This window comes from Roseibium sp. AWQ4_290 (assembly GCF_056160985.1).
Genome location: NZ_JBSWYG010000009.1, coordinates 37627 through 56396, shown reverse-complemented (window position 1 = coordinate 56396; position 18770 = coordinate 37627). Strand labels below are relative to the sequence as shown.

Genomic DNA, 18770 nt, shown 5'->3' with positions numbered 1-18770 from the left:
CGGCTGGTGTATAGCCCCCGCTGGGTTATCAGCCAGACCGGAAAGGTGAGCGGTGTGACATCCCTAAAAGGGGGCGCAACCTGCCATCGGCCCGGGCGCTGGTCGGAGAGGAGGGGCCGCGCGCGAAAGGGGCATTCAGGCAAAGTCAGTTGCCTTGCCGTCCTTTCGGGCAGGTGCTACCAGACAGGGGCTTCCTGACCAGCTCTTTTGAAAGCCCCCATGCTCATCCGCGACCGCGCGTTTTTCGCGTCCATGTTTCTGACGGTCCTGGCCGATCAGATTCTCTTGTTTCTGGTACCTCTGGTCATCTTCCAGATCACCGGCAACGTCGCCTGGTCAGGGCTGGCCTTTTTCTTCGAGACCCTGCCGCGTTACCTGACCTTTCCCGTGGCTGGTATTCTTTGTGACCGGTTCCATCCGGTCACGCTGTTGCGGATCAGCCGTCTGCTGCGTGCCTTTGTCTGCGTGGCCGGGATTTCGGGTCAGGTGGTCTTTGGCGGGGTGTGGTGGCTGATCGGGCTGTCGGCGCTGGTGGGCATTCTGACAACCCAGGGGCTGCTGGCCCTGGAAATGGTGCTGGTGCGGGCATTTTCCGATCAGCGGTTTGAAAAAGTTGCCAGCTACAGCCAGCTGGCCTCCCAGATGGGGGTGGTGCTTGGCCCGCTGACAGCCGCCTATCTGATGGCGGTCTGGCCCTGGGAAGCGGTCGTTCTGGTGGCGACCGGTCTGTTTTTGCTGGCTGATGGCGCTTTTTTTCTCTGGCCGGGCCAGAACCGCCTGAGCGCGGCGCCGCAAAAGGATCATGCCCACCCTTTGGCGGATCTCAAAACCGCCCTGGCCCTGGTTTGGCGTCTGCCCGGCCTCACCCGTGCGATCCTGCAGGCCGCAGGGGTCAATTTGATCATTGGGGCAACGCTGGCAACGGCGGCAGCCATGGTGACCGGCTTTTTTGCCCAGAGCGAACAGACCTATGCCTGGCTGCAAGTGGGCGGCGCAGTGGTAACGCTGGCCGTGCTCACCCTGACGGCCCATGTGTCCTTGAGCCTGCCGGTGCTGGGGCGCACCGCCTATGGGTTGATCTGCCTTGGCGCGCTCTTCACCGGGGCAGGCGGGCATCCGCTGCTTTATGCGGCCGGGTTTTTGCTGATTGCAGGCTTCGACAAGATGTTCAACATCTATGTGCGTACCTTACGCAAGGAGATCATTCCGGCGGACGATTTCGGCAAGACCACTGGTGTCATCATCTGCCTGAACAACCTGTCACAGCCCCTCGCGGGCCTGCTCGTGGCCGTCTTTGCTGCTGGCGATGACGCAAGACCTGTGCTGTTGGGCCTCGCCGGGGCGATGGCGGTGATGGGGTTTGTGACCTTTCGAAAGTCAACGGGATCATCTTAGCGGGTTTGTGGGGCTTGCGCGGACCCCCGTACAATCTCGGCAATCTCGCCCAGTTGTCCCGCGAGCGGGCTGGAGCGGCGCCAGACCATGCCGACGGTGCGGGTGGGCTCGGGACCCTGGAAGCGGGTGACGGCGACGGGCGCGGAGCGTGTTTCCACATCGACGGCCATTTCCGGGATCAGTGTGACGCCCATCCCGGCCCCGACCATCTGTACAAGGGTTGAGAGCGAACTGGCATCCAGAACCTCCCGGGGCGGACCTGAGGGCAGGTGGCAGAAGGACAGGGCCTGGTCGCGGAAACAATGGCCTTCTTCCAGAAGCAGCAGGCGCATTTCCCGCAAGGTGTCGGCGCTGGGCATGGGGGCATTCGCGTCACCGGCCGGGCGCACCAGCATGAAGGTTTCCTGAAACAGCGGAATCTCAGTCAGGGACGCTTCAGAGACAGGCAGGGCGACAATGGCCGTGTCCAGTTGGCCGTCCTGCAGTTCCCGGATCAGTTTCGGGGTTACGGTTTCGCGCACATGCATGTCCAGTTCCGGGTGCTGCGCGCTCAAGGCCCCGATCAACTTGGGCAGAAGATAGGGCGCAATGGTCGGGATGACCCCAATCCGCAGGCGGCCGACCAGCCGGTCCCGCGAGGCGCGGGCCAGATCACCGAGCTCTTCTGCCGCCCGCAGCATCTTGCGGGCCCGCTCCACGGCCACTTCACCGAAATGGGTGAGGCGAACCTGGCGGGGGCCGCGTTCGATCAGCGCGGCGCCGAGCACATCCTCCAGTTCCTTGATCTGCATTGACAGCGCCGGCTGGGAAATAGCGCAGGCCTCGGCCGCTTTGCCAAAATGCCCGTGCCGGGCCAGGGCCTCGAAATACCGGAGTTGTTTGAGAGTGATGTTTATCATAAGAAAAAACTATCACAACTATCAGTAAATACAACTTCTTCTGATGAAGGCCCTCTGTTAGCTTCCATCTTGAAGAGACAAGAGCGGTCCGGCCCCGAGGATTTCAGGTCCCGGGACCGGACGCTCCTGTCAGCTTCACCAAAGATTTGAATTTGTACCCCGCCAACTGTCGTAAATCCGGCCCGTCCGCCCCATCTTCAGGCAAGAGGCGGCCGTGCTGCCAACAGGCCGTAAGTGGGCAGGGTTATTGAGACAGGTGCTCTGCACCAGGAAGTGAATTGGAGAGGAAAATGGACGCTAAGGTGGAACGCACGGGCGGCTGCCCGGTCATGCATGGCGGCAACACGTCAATGGAAAAGCCGGTCACGAAATGGTGGCCCAATGCTCTCAATCTCGACATTCTGCACCAGCATGGTGCGCGCACCAATCCGATGGATCCGGATTTCAACTTCCGGGACGCGGTCAAGGGGCTGGACCATGAAGCCGTCAAGGCCGATGTCCGGGCGCTGATGACCGACAGCCAGGACTGGTGGCCGGCGGACTGGGGCCACTATGGCGGCCTGATGATCCGCCTGGCCTGGCACTCCGCCGGGTCCTACCGCATGCAGGATGGCCGCGGTGGCGCCGGGTCCGGCAACATCCGCTTTGCACCGCTCAATTCCTGGCCGGACAATGCCAGCCTCGACAAGGCCCGCCGTCTGCTGTGGCCGGTGAAGAAGAAATACGGCAACGCCCTGTCCTGGGCGGACCTGATCATCCTGGCTGGCAACATGGCCTATGAGACCATGGGCTTTAAAACCTTCGGCTTCGGCTTTGGCCGCGAAGACATCTGGGGCCCGGAAACCGATGTCTACTGGGGCTCGGAACAGGAATGGCTGGCCCCATCCGAAAACCGCTATGAGAATCTGGAAGACGCGGCGACCCTGGAAAACCCGCTGGCAGCCGTTCACATGGGCTTGATCTATGTCAACCCGGAAGGGGTCAATGGCAACCCGGACCCGGCCAAGACGGCCAATCACATCCGGGAAACCTTTGCCCGTATGGCCATGAATGACGAGGAAACCGCAGCGTTGACCTGCGGCGGCCATACGGTCGGCAAGGCCCATGGCCGTGGCGCGGTCAACGAGATCGGCGTCGAGCCTGAAGCAACCGGCGTGGAAGCCCAGGGTCTTGGCTGGTCCAACCCGGGTCAGGACGGCAAGGCGACCAACGCCTTCACGTCCGGCATCGAAGGGGCCTGGACCAAAGAGCCGACCAAATTCGACATGGGCTATTTCGACTACCTGTTCAACTATGAATGGGAACTGACCAAGTCCCCGGCCGGGGCCTGGCAGTGGAAACCGGTCGATATGCCGGACAATGAAAAACCGGTGGACGCCACCGACCCGTCGGTGCGCCATGACCCGCTGATGACCGATGCGGACATGGCCATGAAAGTGGACCCGGTCTACAACGCGATCTGCCAGAAATTCATCGCCGATGAAGCCTATTTCCGCGACACGTTCGCCCGGGCCTGGTTCAAGCTGACCCACCGCGACATGGGGCCGAAGGCCAACTATCTTGGCCCGGACGTTCCGGCGGAAGACCTGATCTGGCAGGATCCGGTTCCCGCTGGCAGCACGTCCTATGATGTGGATGCTGTGAAAGCCAAGATCGTTGACAGCGGTTTGGCGGCTGCCGATCTGATCGCCACCGCCTGGGACAGCGCCCGCACCTTCCGGGGCTCCGACAAGCGCGGCGGGGCCAATGGCGCCCGTATCCGCCTTGCACCGCAGAAGGACTGGGAAGGCAACGAGCCCATCCGTCTGGCGGCCGTTCTGGCCAAACTGGAGCCGATTGCCGCTGAAACCGGTGCCTCGGTTGCCGATGTGATCGTTCTGGCGGGCGGGATCGGCCTGGAATTGTCCATCAAGGCGGCCGGGTTCGATGTCGCCGTGCCGTTTACCGCGGGCCGGGGAGATGCGACGGCCGACCAGACTGACGCAGCTTCCTTCGACGTTCTGGAGCCGCTGGCGGACGGGTTCCGCAACTGGCAGAAGGAAGCCTATGCGGTCAGTGCGGAAGAAATGATGCTCGACCGGGCCCAGCTGCTTGGCCTGACCGCGCAGGAAATGACCGTTCTTGCCGGCGGCCTGCGTGTTCTGGGCACCAATCATGGCGGCAGCAAGCATGGTGTCTTCACCGACCGGGAAGGCGCGTTGACCACGGACTTCTTCGTCAATCTGACGGACATGGCCAACACCTGGCTGCCGAAAGCGGATGGTACCTATGAGATCCGCGACCGCCAGCTGGGCACGCTGAAATGGACCGCCACCAGTGCGGATCTGGTCTTCGGCTCCAACTCCATCCTGCGCGCCTATGCGGAAGTCTATGCCCAGGACGACAACAAAGAGAAGTTCGTCAAGGACTTCGTAGCGGCCTGGACGAAGGTCATGGATGCGGACCGGTTCGATCTGGCAGCCTGAAGAGGCTCACTGGCCTCTCTTTACCAAAAGCGCCCCGGTTTCCGGGGTGCTTGAGCCTGCCGATGGACCTGGGGTCTGCTCGCACAGCCATTCCTGACCGGTGACGCTGAGCGGGGCGTCTTAAAAGCCGGACAGCCTATTGTGGGCTCGCTGTCTGACTTTAGTAGGCGCGCAGTCACAAACGGCCGGGAAGATCCCGCAGTCTCATCTGGCAGCAGCGAGAAGCGCCCCGGTTTCCGGGGCGCTTCTCGGATTTTGAGGGGAAGGGTGCCGGTTCCGGGTCCGCAAGACCACCTACTTTCTTGAAAAGTCATTTTAACGTCACAACATTTATGCTGCACTGCAATGAAGGTTCGAGCTGCCGCAGCTTCTTGTGGGCGGGCGGTCTCCCTCCGATATGCAACCTCCATGGAGGCTCTGTCTCAGCGCCAGGGAGCTGACAGCAAGATGTTTGATTTGACGGGGTACAAGGCCCTTGTGGTGGGGGTCGCCAACGACCAGTCCATTGCCTATGGGTGTGCAAAGGCGTTCCGGCAGCAGGGGGCCGAACTGGCCATCACCTATCTGAACGCCAAGGCTGAGCCGTATGTGCGCCCTCTGGCCGAAGAGCTGGGGGCGGAGATCATCGCGCCGCTGGATGTGCGTGACAGCGCCCAGCAGGACGCGCTGTTTGCCGAAATTTCCGAACGGTGGGGCCGGCTGGACACGGTTTTGCATTCCATCGCCTTTTCAAAGAAAGAGGATCTGCAGGGCCGGGTTGTCGACTGTTCGGCGGACGGGTTCGCGCTGGCCATGGACATTTCCGTTCATTCCTTTCTGCGCCTGATCAAACGGGCTGAACCGCTGATGCCGGAAGGCGGCACCTGCATGACCGTCTCCTTCATGGGCGCGCAGAAAGTCGTCGATCACTACGGGGTGATGGGGCCAGTCAAGGCCGCGCTGGAAGCGGCCACCCGCTACGCGGCGACGGAGATGGGGGCCAGGGGCATTTCTGTCCATGCCCTGTCTCCGGGGCCGCTCAAGACCCGGGCCGCATCGGGTATTGCCGAATTTGACGCCTTGTTGAACGACGCCTCCGAGCGGGCTCCCACGCACCAGCTTGCCACGATTGACGATGTCGGCGCCTATGCGGCCTTTCTGGCCAGCCGGGAAGCGTTCAACGTCACCGGCGGCGTTCACTTTATTGATGGTGGCTACAGCATTGTTGGATAGGAGGTCCTGATGAAGGACATTTTTGACGCGCTTGAAAAGGGCCAGAACGCGTTTCTCGCCTCGCTGAATGATGCCACGGCCTGGTCGCCGTCGGAACGCTTTACCGCCCTTCAGGCCCAGGCGACGGAAGTGTCCAACATGGCCGATCTCATGGGCAAGGGGCTGACCAAGCACCTGACCGGGATAACCGAAACCCACAAGGCCCGCTGGCAAAAAAGCGTGGCCGATTATGGCAAGGCGCTTGAGGACCTGACACAGGCCCAGAAGGGCGGCGGTCTTTACAGTGCTTTTGAAAGCTACTGGAAGGACGCTGCACAGCGCATGGTCCTGACCATGGACACGCTGCGCCATCGCGGCGATATCTTCCTGGAGCACGAAGAGGCGGGCTGCCCGCCGGTACTCATCTACGATTATGACGTGGTGCTGGACGGGGCCGACCTGCCGCGCCCCTGCTGCTACATGCTCTTGAAGATCAAACAGCCGACGGATGGTGTGCACCGGGAGCCCAAGCCATGGAAACGGCCTTACATCATCATTGACCCGCGTGCTGGCCATGGAGCCGGGATTGGCGGTTTCAAGCCGGACAGCCAGGTGGGCGTTGCGCTGAAGGATGGACATCCGGTCTATTTTGTCGCCTTCAAACGTATGCCGGAAAAAGGCCAGACCCTGGCCGATGTCACGCATGCGGAAGCCGCTTTTGTGCGCAAGGTGATGGAGCTGCATCCGGACGCCCCGAACCCAGTGGTAACCGGCAATTGCCAGGGGGGCTGGGCGACCTTGCTGCTGGCAGCCTCCAACCCGGATCTGACCGGGCCGGTCATTCTCAACGGCGCGCCAGTGTCCACCTGGGCGGGCCGGGTCGGCGAAAACCCGATGCGTTATAATGGCGGTGTTCTGGGCGGCACCTACAATGCCATGTTCTATTCGGATCTCGGGCACGGGATTTTTGACGGCGCCGACATCGTCCAGAATTTTGAGATGCTCAACCCCTCACGCAATTATTTCGGCAAATATTACGACCTTTATGCCAAGGTCGACACGGAGCCGAAGCGATTTCTGGAATTCGAACGCTGGTGGGGCGGCTATTTCCTGCTGAACGAAGCGGAAATGAAATGGATTGTCGAACAGCTCTTTGTCGGTAACCGGCTGGCCAAGAACGAGGCGCAGCTGGAGCCGGGGCGCAATGTGGACATCAAGCAGATCCGCGCTCCGATCATCGTGTTTGCCAGCTGGGGCGACAACATCACACCGCCGCAACAGGCGCTGAACTGGATCATCGACACCTATGCGGACGAGCGGGAAATCGCGATCCGCGGGCAGCGGATCATCTATATGGTCCACGACCAGGTCGGCCATCTCGGAATATTCGTGTCCTCCAAGATTGCCAAGAAGGAGCATACTGAGGTTACCTCGACCTTGAAGACCATTGAAGCGCTGGCGCCGGGTCTCTATGAAATGTCGATCGACGACTATGAGGGCGACCTCATGGATCGGTCCTTCACAGTCAGCTTCCATGAACGCAAGATGGAAGACCTGAAGGCAATCGATGATGGCCGGGATGACGAGATCCCTTTTGCGGCCGTGGCGCGGGCGTCCGAGCAGCAGGCTGAGTTCTATGATGTCTGTGTGCGGCCCTTTGTGCAGGCCGGGGTGACGGAACAGTCGGCGGAGTTGCGGCGCAAGACCCATCCCTTGCGGATGCAGCGGGCCATGATGTCAAGCCTTAACCCCTTTCTGGGCGCCTTGCCGGGCTGGGCGGAGCGGGTGCGCAGCGAGCGTACACCGGCAGATGCGGCCAACCCGTTTGTGGAACTCGAAAAGGCCAATGCTGCGCTATTTGAACAGTCGCTCGATCTTTACCGGGATGTGCGCGACACGCTTTATGAGAACCTGTTCTATTCGGTCTGGGGCTCGCCCTATATGCGCTGGTTCGGCCGCACCAAACAGCCGGGCCGGACCCTGAAGCGCACGGACGAATTGCGCAGCCTGCCGCCGGTGCAGGCAGCCTTGATGCATATTGCAGAAGGCGGGTTCTGTGAAGCGGTGATCCGCATGCTGATCCTTCTGGCCGAAAGCCGGGGCAATGTGCGCCGGGACCGTCTGGAGCGGTCGTCCCGGGTGCTGACCCAGGACGAGCCGTTCAAGTCCCTCACGCCGGACGCGCGCAGCTTCATGCTGCAGGAACAGACCCTGATCGTGGAATTTGCCCCGGACCAGGCTCTTGCGACCCTGCCCAAGCTGTTGCGCACCCGGGAAGAGCGGGAGCTCGCGTCAAAGGTGGTGCGCTACATTCCCGGCGCCATTGAGGAAATGACGCCGCACACGCTGGAAACCCTTCAGAACTTCCACAAGATCCTGGATTTGCCGCCGGTGTCTGAAGATGTCTCGGAAGATCCGCTGGCGGCCCCGGCAAAGGACATGGTCGCGGCGCCGGAAAAAACGGACGCGTCTGCACGCAAGGGGGGCAAGGGACCGGATAAGCCGGTGGAAGTTGCCGCATCTGCCGCCAAGCCGCCCCAGAAGGCCTCTGCGCGCAAACCCGCAGCCCGCCGCAAACCGCGCGCAGCAACCGGGCCTTCAGACAGTCCGGCAGACTGATACAGTCAAAGGAAAGGGCGTCCGGGCCTCTCGGACGCCCTTTGTCAGAGCCTCTCGGGATTGATTGATTTTGAGTGTGGCCCTGTCCCCAGAAGCCGCTGGTGCCCTCGAAACATTGTCCAACCAGCCCGTTGCGAGCTGTGCAATCCTGACTTTGCCAGAATTACACTTATCAAGATAGCAAGATTGCGACTGTCTGCAAGCCTAGATTGCATAATATGTGCATGAAAACGCAGCGTCAGAATGCCATGTAGCGGGTTTCTTTCGAGAATCTCACGGTGGCCTTGGTTGCTCCGCTTTTGCAAGATATCTAGCGCTTTGCCTGCAGGTGGGCGACGGTTCGCAGGCTAAGATGATTTTGATCGGGAAGGCGGCAGCCGGCAGCAGATGATGTTTGACTGGACCTATAGAAAGCGACTGAAAGAAGACTTGGAGATCTGGGTCAAGAGAGGTTGGGTGAGCGCGGAGGGGGCGGCCAATATCCTCCTGGATCAATATCCCGCCGATGGCCGTTCCCGATTGCCCCTGGCCCTGGCGGGGATCGGTATGGTCTGCGTTGCGCTGGCAGTGTTTGCTTTCATTGCGGCCAATTGGGGCGCGATCCCGAAACTGGTCAAGCTGAGCGGTATTGCCGTTATGGTGCTGGCGAGCCATTTTGCGGCCGCCCATGCCGCATCCAGGGGACGGCAGGGGGGGGCGGATCTTCTGACCGGGTTTGCCACGCTGGTCTTTGTCGGAGGGCTGGCCCTGGTCGGGCAGATCTTTCATCTTCCGGCGGATTGGCCCGGCGGGGCCTTTCTGGTCTGTCTGGGAGGGCTGGCAGCAGCCTGGTTGACCGGGGCCCGGGCCGGGCTTGTGGTTGCGGTGGCTGCCGCTTTGGTGTGGCAGGTGTCACGAGCCGAACCCGGCGAAGCCACGCTTGTGCAGGATCTGACCGGCCTGGCGCTGCTCGCAGCGGTCTTTGCCCATGCCATGCTCTATCCGGCCAGTCTCTCCCGCTGGCTCGCGGTCAGCCTGACAGCGGTGAGCTATGGCCGCTGGTTCGCCGACACGGTCACGTCAACCGGCGCGCCCGACGGTCTTATCGTTGCCTTGGGGCTTTTCGGTGCTGGCGGGCTGGGCGCCGTCATGATGCTGGCCGACCCTGTGGCGGATCTGATCGTGAAATGGTCCAGTGATCTTCCCGCCCGCAAGCTTGGCCACTGGCTCATGGGTCGCTCCCTGCAAAATGCCGGGTTTCTGGTTCTGTCCGGCCTGACCGCTACCGGATTGATCTTTTTTCAGCATGTTCCGGGCCTTGGTGTCTCCGCCGGTCTGCTTCAGCTTCCCGCGCTGCTTCCCTTTGGCCTGGCCCTTGTCTTGCTGGTGGTGGGCCTGCTCTTGTCCTTCAAGACCGCAAAAGCCGCAGCCATGATTGGGATCACCGGACTGGCGCTTGCCGCCGTGGTGATGCCTGTCCTGACCCGCAACGATCTTGTGCTTGCCGTATTTGCCATGGCTGCGCTCGTCGGCCTGTGCGGGCTGGCGACATGGGTCAACAACCGATTCTGGATGGTCTGCGCGTATCTGGGCCTGACGGCCGTTGCTGTCTGGCTGCTCTATGAGACCATCGGGTCACTGCTTGGCCAGTCCGTGTTTTTCCTTGCCGCAGGCGCGCTGCTGCTCGTGCTGGCGCTTGGATTGGGACGGATGATCCGCAAAGGGGGGGCTGAGCCCCGCCGTCAGGAGGCTGGACAATGAGTGCCCGCGCTGCTGCCCTTGCTCCCGCCCAGCCGTCCAGAGGCGCTTGGCGCTGGGGTCTCCTGGCGCTCATCCAGCTTGCGCTGATCGTCATGCCGCTGGCCGACCGGTTGCACATTCAGGCCACTGGTCAGGTGGAACGCCTGCAGCTTGCCCCCGTGGATCCAAGGGACCTGCTGCGCGGCGACTATGTGATCGTGAATCTCAGCATCAACCGGCTGCCCGTGGATCTGCCCGGCGCGCAGGATCTCAAACGGGGGGACCGGATTTTCGTTCAGCTCCGGCAGGCGGACGGAGGGCTCAAGCCGGTGGCAGTCGCCGGATCCCTTGAGGCCGCCCGCGCTGAGAGTGGGGGCGGGGCAGGCAGTGTTCTGCTGGCTGGAGAAGTGCGCTCTGTGACAAGAAAGACCATCCGGGCCGACTATGGCATAGATGCGTTTTATGTGCCCGAGGGCCAGGGCAAGGTGATCGAGAAACTTGACACCAGCCGGATGCAGATTGAGGTCGCCATTGCGGCAGATGGCCGTGCGGTGCCTTTGCAGCTTCTTGTCGACGGCAAGGCCTTCAAATCCGACGGGACCTTTTGACGGATCAGCGTTGTGGCGCTATGAGCGCTGCAATTGGAACGCTCCGGCAAAGGTCTTTCATGTCTGATCCTGCACTCGACACGTTGTTTCTGCCTCTGGAAACGGAGGCGCTGGAAATGTCGTCAAACGCCAAAGTGCTGTTTTTACGGGCACGGGCCGGCCGGGCGCTGGCGGCCCTGGACGGTTTCACGGTGACCTGCGTCCAGAGTTTTGCCCCGGACCGGGACGCCCTCGCCAAAACCGGACTGACCGTTGTGCCCGAAACGCAGGAAAGCGCTGCAGATGCAGTGTTTGTGCTGCCCACCCGCCAGCGGCACGAGGCACGGGCGCAATTGGCCGATGCGGTGTTGAAGACACGCGATGGCGGGCAGATGATCGCCTGTGCTCCCAATTCAGAAGGCGCCAGAACCCTTGAAAGCGATGTTGAAGCCCTTTTGGGCACGGCTGAGCGGCTGACCAAAAACAAGTGCCGGGTTGTCTGGGGCGCTGTCCACAAAGAGACGCTCAATCAGGAACTCCTGACAACCTGGACTGCGCTGGATGCGCCGCGCCCGGTTCTGGACGGGGCCTATGTCAGCCGTCCCGGCCTGTTTGCATGGGACCGGATTGATCCGGCCTCCCGGCTTCTGGCCAGCCATCTGCCTGCGTCCTTGAAAGGCAAGGGCGCGGATCTGGGGGCGGGCTTTGGCTATCTGGCCCGCACCGTCTTTGAAAACGCCCCGGCGGTGACCGGCATGGACCTATATGAAGCGGAAAAGAGGGCGCTGGATCTGGCGGAGCAGAACCTTGCCGCCTTCAAGGGCAAACGCGCCATGACCGGCATCTGGAGTGATGTGACCAAAGGGCTGGACGGGCCTTACGACTTCATCGTCTCCAATCCGCCGTTCCACCAGGCGGGCAAGGCAGACCGGGCCGATGTCGGCCAGGGCTTTATCCGGGCGGCATCCGCCGGATTGCGGCCGGGCGGGACCTTCTACATGGTCGCCAACCGGCATCTGCCCTATGAGCATACGCTCTCTGAAGGGTTTGCAGACGTGACCCAGCTGGCGGATGAGGGCGGCTACAAGGTCATCCGGGCGGTCAAGGGCAAGGGAGGGCGCTGACATGCGGCTGGTGAAACTGCTGGCAAATCTCGGCTATGGCAGCCGTAAGGAAATGCAGATGGCGATCCGCAATGGCTGGGTGACGGACACCGGCGGCACACGGCTGAAGGCTGACAGCAAGACGCCCCATGAGGACATTCTGTTCGATGACGAGCCGCTCGACCCGGCGCAAGGGGTGGTGATCCTTTTAAACAAGCCCGTTGGCTACACCTGTTCAGCTAAGGATCAGGGCCGACTGGTCTATGATCTGCTGCCTGACCGGTTCCGCCTGCGCAAACCGGCACTCTCGACCATCGGACGGCTGGACAAGGACACATCGGGCCTGCTGCTCTTCACTGATGACGGCACCTTTCTGCACAAGGTCATTTCGCCGAAATCCGACGTGCCGAAAATCTACGACGTTGAGCTGGACCGGCCCTTGAGCGGGAAAGAAGACGCGCTGTTTGCCTCCGGTGAGATGATGCTGGAGAACGAGGACAAGCCGTTGAAACCGGCCGAGCTCGAGGTTCTGGGCGAAAAATCCGCGCGTCTCACGCTCCATGAAGGCCGCTACCATCAGGTGCGCCGCATGTTTGCGGCCACGGGCAATCATGTGACGGCCCTGGCCCGCAGCCGGATCGGTCAGCTGGGACTGGAGGACGTTGAGGAAGGCAGCTGGATCTGCCTGAGCGAGGACGCCAAGGCCCGGATTTTCCAATAGGCAGGCCTCTGTCAGGGGAGATTGGTATCAGCCCCTGGAGGCACGGGCGGCCAGAGCAATGGCAATATAGCTCCAGCCATTGATCAGAACCGAAATCCCGGCAATCAGGCCAAGTGCCCAGGTGGCGGAACTCGGCAGTTCCATCCAGATCATCACCCCGGCAATAAGCGAGACGATGCCGGCCACCAGCACCCAGATCCAGCCCTCATGGGGTTTCAGCTTGAAGGCAAGCAGCACCTGGCTGATGCCCTGGGCTGCAAACACGGCGGCAAGAAGCAGGGTCAGCGTGAAGGCCCCGACCATCGGATTCACATAGATCAAGATGCCGCCGATCACCGCCACAAGACCGGTGATCAGGTTCCAGAGGAAACTGGAGCTGCCCTGGGTCTTGAACGCATTGTAGATCTGAACGAGGCCGCCCACGACAAGCACGGCCGCAATCAGGATTGTTACGGCAATCGAGGTTGCATAGGGCGCGGCGATCAGGATGAGCCCGCCCAGCACAAGCGCGATGCCAAGTGCCAGGAACCAGCCCCAATTCTCCTGGATCTTCGCTTTCATGGTTTCGACTGCCTGAACCGCATCCGACATCTTGATCTCCTCACGTTTCGGGTATTCATGCACCGTAACTGCTTCGCAGAAAAAGGCAAAGCACTGATGACATTGCGGAATGTTGCAGGCCGTACAGGAAAGGCTTGACACGGTGTGTGTATATGCACACCATAAGCGTATGGTTGAAGATGACTTTTCTCTCTGCGTTCTGGACAATGCGCGCAAGGCGGCCCGGGCGGTGAGCCGCTATTATGACCGGCTGGCCCGGCAAGCGGGCATGACGGCGGGCCAGTTTTCCGTTCTGGTCGCGGTTTATCAGAGGCGCGAGGAGACAACGGGCGAACTGGCCGGGCGCCTGTCCATGGAGCGTACCACGCTTGTGCGCAATATGGCGCTTCTGGAAAAGAAGGGCCTTGTGGTGTCCGCCGTCTCAGGCAACGCCAGAAGCAAGACCTACCGGCTGACAGCAGAGGGTGACGCGCTGCTGCAGAAGGCCTTGCCCCTGTGGCGGCAAGCGCAGAACGATGTGAAGACGCATCTTGCGGATATCAATTTTCTAAACACGATCAAGACGTTGAAGCGCCTTTCTGAGATGTAGGCGCACCGTGTTGAATCACTCTCTCAAGTCCTGGCCGGTGACAGTGCAGGACATACACAGACCGGGCAAGGGGGCAAACTTGCAGCGGCAGAAAGGTGAAACATGCGGCGTATCGTGATTACCGGGCTTGGGGTGGTCTCCCCGGTGGGAACCGGCCTGGAGGCATTCTGGAAACGGGTGACAGAGGGAGCAAATGGCATTCGCAGCATAAGCCGGTTTGATCCGGAGGGGCTGTCTTGCAAAGTCGCAGGCGAAGTGCCGACCCGGGCAGAAGACCCGCATGGGTTTGATGTGGATGCGGTGCTAGAGCTGCGCGAACAGCGCCGCTCGGACACGTTTATCCACTATGCCATGGGCGCCGTTCAGGAAGCGCTGGCCCACGCGGGCTGGGCGCCGAAAACAAACCGGGAGAAGGAGCGCACCGGCACGGTAATCGGTACTGGTGTTGGTGGCTTTCCGGCCATGACGGCGGGCACCCGTCTTGTGGACGCGAAGGGCCCGCGCCGGGCTTCGCCCTTTCTGGTGCCGTCCTTTCTCGCCAATCTGGCAGCCGGGCAGGTCGCCATCCGCTACGGTTTGAAAGGGCCTATCGGCGCCCCTGTGACCGCCTGTGCCGCGAGCCTGCAGGCCCTTGGAGACGCGGCCCGGCTGATCCGGGGCGGCGAAGCGGATGTCGTGGTGGCTGGCGGAGCGGAGGCCTGCATCGACCGGGTCTCCTATGCGGGCTTTTGTGCCGCCAAGGCCATGTCCTCCGGCCGTAATGACACGCCGGAAGCAGCCTCCCGCCCGTTTGATCAGGACCGGGACGGTTTCATCATGGGGGAGGGCGCCGGTATTCTGGTGCTGGAAGACAAGGACCATGCAGAGGCCAGGGGCGCGCCGGTTCTGGCCGAGCTCACCGGCTATGGCACCACATCCGACGCCTATCATGTCACGTCCTCTGCGCCGGACGGGGAAGGCGGCTTGCGGGCCATGCGCCATGCTCTTGCCCAAGCCGGTCTGAAGGCGGACGATATCGGCTATGTCAACGCCCATTCCACCTCCACACCGGTGGGGGATGCCGCCGAGATCGCAGCGCTGACAACGCTGTTTGCCGGGCGTGGCAAGGATCTGGCGGTCTCCTCGTCCAAATCCATGTTCGGGCACCTGCTCGGTGCTGCCGGGGCGGTGGAGGCTGTGGCCTGCATCAAGGCGCTCCTGTCCGGCCAGTTGCCACCCTCGCGCAATCTGGACCGGCCTGATGAGGCCATGACCCGTTTTGATCTGGTGCCTGGCAAGGCCATCTCCCGGCAGGTGGATCACATCCTCACCAACGGCTTCGGCTTCGGCGGGGTCAATGCTAGCGCGGTGTTCTCAAGGGCGTAAGGGTGAAAGCGCGTAAGTGGGGTGGGGAACGGACCGCTTCGCTCACCCGTCCCATCACCTTCGGTGTTTCCCTCTCTGCTCAGGCTGGAAGCCTTTATGCTCCAGCTCTGACAGCGTCTTCCCGGTTCAATCGACGGAGACCGGTCTTGTGGCAGAGGCGGCAAGACTGGAAGAACCGCCGCTCTGAAGGAAAGGTCTTGGCAGTTCGAAAAATCTCATATATGAGATAAATCTCAAATTAGGGATTTTCATGTCTGATCTGGATCAAGAGATTGGCCGGCGGATTGCCGGTCTGCGGCGCGCACGAGACTGGCCGCTGGAGCGTTTGGCGGAAAAGTCCGGTGTCAGCCGGGCCACCTTGTCGCGCATCGAACGGGGAGACACCAGCCCGACAGCAGTGGTGCTCGGCCAGATCGCAAGGGCGTTTCAGGTGACAATGGCCGATCTCTTCGGCTTCGGCGCCCCGGTGCGGGAGGCCAGGATCGCCCGGGAAAATCAGCTGGTCTGGCAGGACCCGGTGAGCGGGTTCCGCCGCCGGTCCATATCCCCGGCCGCAAGCGGGTTTCGCGGCAGCGTCATAGAAGGGCAGCTGCCTGCCGGAGCCACCCTTTCTTATGCGGCGCCGCCGCTTCCGGATCTGGAGCACCATCTGGTGCTGCTGGAAGGGGCGCTGGAGATGACCCTTGGGGACGAGCATCACACGCTTCAGCCCGGAGACTGCCTGCGCTTCCAGCTCAACACTCCCAATTCCTACCATGCACCGGGCCCGGGCCCGGCCCGCTACCTGCTGACGGTGATCACCCCATGACAACAACGCTCTTCTGCCCCGCGCCGCCGGTCACCCTTCTGTCCGCCGAGGACGCACGTAAGGCGCTGACAGACCTTTCCAATCTGCTGATCGCCTGTGTGGAAGAGGGGGCCGGGATCGGCTTTGTTCTGCCCCTGTCACAGGACAAGGCGGACCGCTTCTGGGCCTCTCAAATCCCGAAACTGGAGGCGGGGGAGGCCTTTCTCATGGCCGTGCGGTCTCAAGAAGGCCTTGCCGGCGTTGTGATGCTTGCCCTCGCGCCCCAGGACAATGGCGGTCACCGGGCCGAGGTTGCAAAGCTGATGGTCCACCCGGCCCACCGCCGCAAGGGCCTTGCCCGCAATCTGATGGCGGCCATTGACGGCCTGGCCCTGTCCCTCGGCCGGTGGCTTCTGGTTCTCGACACGGTCACCGGCGACCGGGCCGAACAGCTCTACCCCACTTGCGGCTACCAGAAAACCGGCATCATCCCCAACTATGCCTATAACAGCCACGGATCTCTGGACCCGACCACGGTGTTTTACAAGGACCTCAGGTGAGGGACTTCACTCCTGCACCAGCCACGCGAAGACCTTCCTCAGGATGAGGGAGTGCGGGTGGCGGCTCTGCGAAAAAAAAGCGGTGCGGCTGCTCCTCAGAAGGTCATCCCCGATCCGATGGGGGTCTACTCGCAATGGAGTCCGGCAAGGCAAGGGCGATTGGGAGCCGCCTGTCCCGCACACACGACCCGCAATCACCCCTCGTTCAGCATCTCCAGCTCCAGCCACTGTTCTTCTGCCGCATCCTTTTCCGCGGTCAGGTCCGTGATGGTCTGCGAGAGTTTTGCGAATTTGTCCGGGTTCTGGGCGTAGAGTTGCGGGTCGTTCATCTCCGCCTGCAGCTTGGCCAGCCGGGCGTCTATCTTTTCAATTGTCTCCGGCAGGGTTTTGAGAAGATGCTGCTGGGTGAAGGAAAGCTTTGATTTTGCCTTGGGGGTCTCGGCGGCGGTCTTTGACGGGGCCTGTTTGCCGCGCTTGGGGGGGGCAGCCTTGTTCGCCTCGCGGGCGGTGACGCCTTCTCCCCGCTGGGCCAGCATGTCCGTATAGCCGCCAGCATATTCGCGCCACAGGCCGTCGCCCTCATGAACGATGACGGAGGTGGCGACCCGGTCGAGGAAATCGCGGTCGTGGGAGACGATCAGGGCGGTGCCCGGATAATCGGCCAGAAGCTCCTGCAAGAGGTCGAGGGTTTCCAGGTCGAGATCGTTGGTCGGCTCGTCGAGCACCATCATGTTGGACTTGTTGGCAAGGGCCCGGGCCAGCATGGCGCGGGCGCGCTCGCCCCCGGACAGGACCCCGACCGGGGTGCGGGCCTGTTCGGGCGAGAACAGGAAGTCCTTCATATAGGACATGACGTGTTTGCTCTCGTCGCCGATCATGACCATGTCGCCGCGCCCGCCGGTCAACACCATGGCCAGACTGTCATTCAGGTCCAGGTTTTCCCGCTTCTGATCCAGCGTCACCATTTCCAGATTGGTGCCAAGCCGTGTGGTGCCCACATCGGGGGCGAGCTCTCCGGTCAGCATTTTCAAAAGAGTGGTCTTGCCCGCCCCGTTCGGCCCCACAAGGCCAATCCGGTCGCCCCGCTGGATGCGGGTGGAAAAGTCCTTCACGATGACCCGCTCGCCGAAGGACTTGGAAATACCCTTGGCCTCGGCCACCAGCTTGCCGGAGACCTCTGCGTCGCTGGCGGCCAGCTTTGCTGTGCCTTGCGGCCCCCGGTGCTCGCGCTTTTGCTGACGCAGGGCGGCCAGTTCCCGCACCCGGCGCATGTTGCGCTTGCGCCGTGCGGTCACCCCATAGGTCATCCAGTGCTCTTCGCGCTTGATCTTCTGGGCCAGTTTCTGCTGGTCGATCTCTTCCTGCTCGAACACCTCGTCGCGCCAGGCTTCAAAATGGGCAAAGCCCCTATCCATGCGCCGGGAGGTGCCCCGGTCGATCCAGACCGTGGCCCGGGAGAGATTTTCCAGAAAACGCCGGTCATGGGAAATCAGAACGAGAGCGGATTTCAGGCTTTTCAGCTCCTCTTCCAGCCACTCGATGGCGGGCAGATCCAGATGGTTGGTGGGTTCGTCCAGAAGCAGGATGTCCGGTTCCGGCGCCAGCGTGCGGGCGAGCGCTGCGCGCCGGGCCTCACCGCCGGACAGCGCCTTGGGGTCTTCCTCGCCGCTCAGGCCGAGCACATTGAGCAGATAGGCGCCGCGATAGGGATCATCCCCTTCGGTCAGGCCCTCATTGACATAGTCGAGGGTGGAACCATAGGCGCTCAGATCCGGGTCCTGGGGCAGGTAGCGAACGGTGCGTCCGGGCTGGAAAAAGCGTTCGCCCCGGTCCATTTCCACCAGTCCAGCCGCGATTTTCAACAATGTCGACTTGCCGGACCCGTTGCGGCCCACCAGGCAGATCCGGTCTCCTTCCGAGACGGACAGCTCGGCACCGGTCAGAAGCGGCGTGCCGCCGAAAGTCAGATGAATGTCTCGCAGTGTCAGCAGGGGCGGGGCCATGAAAACCTTTGAACGCGTCGGTGAATTGGACGGCTCCTCTTAATACCAATCTCACCTGATAGAAACCGGTCTGATGGTATTTTCCAATTTGCAGGCAAGGCGCGGTGTGAAGGACGGCCCGCTGGCTCGGTCAAGCAGCGCAACGCCATCCGCGCAGAAAAATTGATCGGGGCCGGGCGGATTTTTGCGCCGGGCTGGTGTAGGCT

General features: G+C 61.9%; 15 protein-coding genes. 12 read left to right on the top strand and 3 right to left on the bottom strand.

Features of this window, described 5'->3' with window-relative positions; translation table 11 throughout:
- Positions 1–219: 219 nt before the first annotated feature.
- Positions 220–1395, top strand: coding sequence for an MFS transporter (locus ACXAH0_RS10770; protein ID WP_475191110.1), 1176 nt, complete (start codon positions 220–222; stop codon positions 1393–1395).
- On the opposite strand, the gene ACXAH0_RS10765 is transcribed toward ACXAH0_RS10770, so the two are convergent.
- On the bottom strand, positions 1392–2294 hold the full coding sequence (locus ACXAH0_RS10765; RefSeq protein WP_475191108.1) for a hydrogen peroxide-inducible genes activator: 903 nt from the start codon (positions 2292–2294) through the stop codon (positions 1392–1394). The two genes, ACXAH0_RS10770 and ACXAH0_RS10765, sit on opposite strands and share 4 nt — an antisense overlap.
- Before the next feature lie 290 nt (positions 2295–2584).
- Here ACXAH0_RS10765 and katG point away from each other — a divergent pair, with 290 nt between their 5' ends.
- The 7 genes from katG (at position 2585) to ACXAH0_RS10730 (ending at position 12699) form a co-directional block, all read left to right on the top strand.
- Entirely contained in the window at positions 2585–4759 is a 2175-nt protein-coding gene (katG, locus tag ACXAH0_RS10760; RefSeq protein ID WP_475191105.1) for a catalase/peroxidase HPI, read from the top strand.
- Positions 4760–5206: 447 nt separating this feature from the next.
- Positions 5207–5971 (top strand): enoyl-ACP reductase FabI, encoded by a 765-nt coding sequence (gene fabI / locus ACXAH0_RS10755; RefSeq protein WP_475191101.1) that lies wholly within the window; start codon positions 5207–5209, stop codon positions 5969–5971.
- A gap of 9 nt (positions 5972–5980) precedes the next feature.
- Positions 5981–8569 carry a DUF3141 domain-containing protein gene (locus ACXAH0_RS10750; RefSeq protein ID WP_475191098.1) on the top strand — a complete coding sequence of 863 codons (2589 nt, stop codon included), beginning with the start codon at positions 5981–5983 and terminating at the stop codon, positions 8567–8569.
- A gap of 387 nt (positions 8570–8956) precedes the next feature.
- Positions 8957–10309, top strand: coding sequence for a DUF2157 domain-containing protein (locus ACXAH0_RS10745; protein ID WP_475191095.1), 1353 nt, complete (start codon positions 8957–8959; stop codon positions 10307–10309).
- Entirely contained in the window at positions 10306–10896 is a 591-nt protein-coding gene (locus tag ACXAH0_RS10740; protein ID WP_475182939.1) for a GDYXXLXY domain-containing protein, read from the top strand. Before ACXAH0_RS10745 ends, ACXAH0_RS10740 begins: the two co-directional genes overlap by 4 nt.
- A gap of 59 nt (positions 10897–10955) precedes the next feature.
- Entirely contained in the window at positions 10956–11999 is a 1044-nt protein-coding gene (locus tag ACXAH0_RS10735; RefSeq protein WP_475191091.1) for a class I SAM-dependent methyltransferase, read from the top strand.
- A 1-nt stretch (position 12000) separates the two neighbouring features.
- Positions 12001–12699, top strand: coding sequence for a pseudouridine synthase (locus ACXAH0_RS10730; protein ID WP_475191086.1), 699 nt, complete (start codon positions 12001–12003; stop codon positions 12697–12699).
- A gap of 27 nt (positions 12700–12726) precedes the next feature.
- Here ACXAH0_RS10730 and ACXAH0_RS10725 read toward each other — a convergent pair whose 3' ends face one another.
- Entirely contained in the window at positions 12727–13290 is a 564-nt protein-coding gene (locus tag ACXAH0_RS10725) for an HdeD family acid-resistance protein (RefSeq protein WP_475182930.1), read from the bottom strand.
- A gap of 112 nt (positions 13291–13402) precedes the next feature.
- Here ACXAH0_RS10725 and ACXAH0_RS10720 point away from each other — a divergent pair, with 112 nt between their 5' ends.
- The 4 genes from ACXAH0_RS10720 to ACXAH0_RS10705 all read left to right on the top strand — a co-directional run bounded on the left by ACXAH0_RS10720 (position 13403) and on the right by ACXAH0_RS10705 (position 16561).
- On the top strand, positions 13403–13849 hold the full coding sequence (locus ACXAH0_RS10720) for a MarR family winged helix-turn-helix transcriptional regulator (RefSeq protein ID WP_475191081.1): 447 nt from the start codon (positions 13403–13405) through the stop codon (positions 13847–13849).
- Between the two features lie 102 nt (positions 13850–13951).
- Positions 13952–15214, top strand: coding sequence for a beta-ketoacyl-ACP synthase II (fabF, locus tag ACXAH0_RS10715; RefSeq protein ID WP_475191076.1), 1263 nt, complete (start codon positions 13952–13954; stop codon positions 15212–15214).
- A 250-nt stretch (positions 15215–15464) separates the two neighbouring features.
- Complete coding sequence (locus ACXAH0_RS10710) at positions 15465–16022, top strand: helix-turn-helix domain-containing protein (RefSeq protein ID WP_475191072.1); 558 nt, start codon at positions 15465–15467, stop codon at positions 16020–16022.
- Positions 16019–16561 (top strand): GNAT family N-acetyltransferase, encoded by a 543-nt coding sequence (locus tag ACXAH0_RS10705; RefSeq protein ID WP_475191068.1) that lies wholly within the window; start codon positions 16019–16021, stop codon positions 16559–16561. Before ACXAH0_RS10710 ends, ACXAH0_RS10705 begins: the two co-directional genes overlap by 4 nt.
- A 194-nt stretch (positions 16562–16755) precedes the next feature.
- On the opposite strand, the gene ACXAH0_RS10700 is transcribed toward ACXAH0_RS10705, so the two are convergent.
- Positions 16756–18564, bottom strand: coding sequence for an ATP-binding cassette domain-containing protein (locus ACXAH0_RS10700; RefSeq protein ID WP_475191063.1), 1809 nt, complete (start codon positions 18562–18564; stop codon positions 16756–16758).
- Positions 18565–18770: the final 206 nt, after the last annotated feature.

Coding starts and splice junctions, on each gene's coding strand:
- ACXAH0_RS10770 (WP_475191110.1), top strand. CDS start 220: ATGCTCATCCGCGACCGCGCGTTTTTCGCGTCCATGTTTCTGACGGTC.
- ACXAH0_RS10765 (WP_475191108.1), bottom strand. CDS start 2,294: ATGATAAACATCACTCTCAAACAACTCCGGTATTTCGAGGCCCTGGCC.
- katG (WP_475191105.1), top strand. CDS start 2,585: ATGGACGCTAAGGTGGAACGCACGGGCGGCTGCCCGGTCATGCATGGC.
- fabI (WP_475191101.1), top strand. CDS start 5,207: ATGTTTGATTTGACGGGGTACAAGGCCCTTGTGGTGGGGGTCGCCAAC.
- ACXAH0_RS10750 (WP_475191098.1), top strand. CDS start 5,981: ATGAAGGACATTTTTGACGCGCTTGAAAAGGGCCAGAACGCGTTTCTC.
- ACXAH0_RS10745 (WP_475191095.1), top strand. CDS start 8,957: ATGATGTTTGACTGGACCTATAGAAAGCGACTGAAAGAAGACTTGGAG.
- ACXAH0_RS10740 (WP_475182939.1), top strand. CDS start 10,306: ATGAGTGCCCGCGCTGCTGCCCTTGCTCCCGCCCAGCCGTCCAGAGGC.
- ACXAH0_RS10735 (WP_475191091.1), top strand. CDS start 10,956: ATGTCTGATCCTGCACTCGACACGTTGTTTCTGCCTCTGGAAACGGAG.
- ACXAH0_RS10730 (WP_475191086.1), top strand. CDS start 12,001: ATGCGGCTGGTGAAACTGCTGGCAAATCTCGGCTATGGCAGCCGTAAG.
- ACXAH0_RS10725 (WP_475182930.1), bottom strand. CDS start 13,290: ATGTCGGATGCGGTTCAGGCAGTCGAAACCATGAAAGCGAAGATCCAG.
- fabF (WP_475191076.1), top strand. CDS start 13,952: ATGCGGCGTATCGTGATTACCGGGCTTGGGGTGGTCTCCCCGGTGGGA.
- ACXAH0_RS10710 (WP_475191072.1), top strand. CDS start 15,465: ATGTCTGATCTGGATCAAGAGATTGGCCGGCGGATTGCCGGTCTGCGG.
- ACXAH0_RS10705 (WP_475191068.1), top strand. CDS start 16,019: ATGACAACAACGCTCTTCTGCCCCGCGCCGCCGGTCACCCTTCTGTCC.
- ACXAH0_RS10700 (WP_475191063.1), bottom strand. CDS start 18,564: ATGGCCCCGCCCCTGCTGACACTGCGAGACATTCATCTGACTTTCGGC.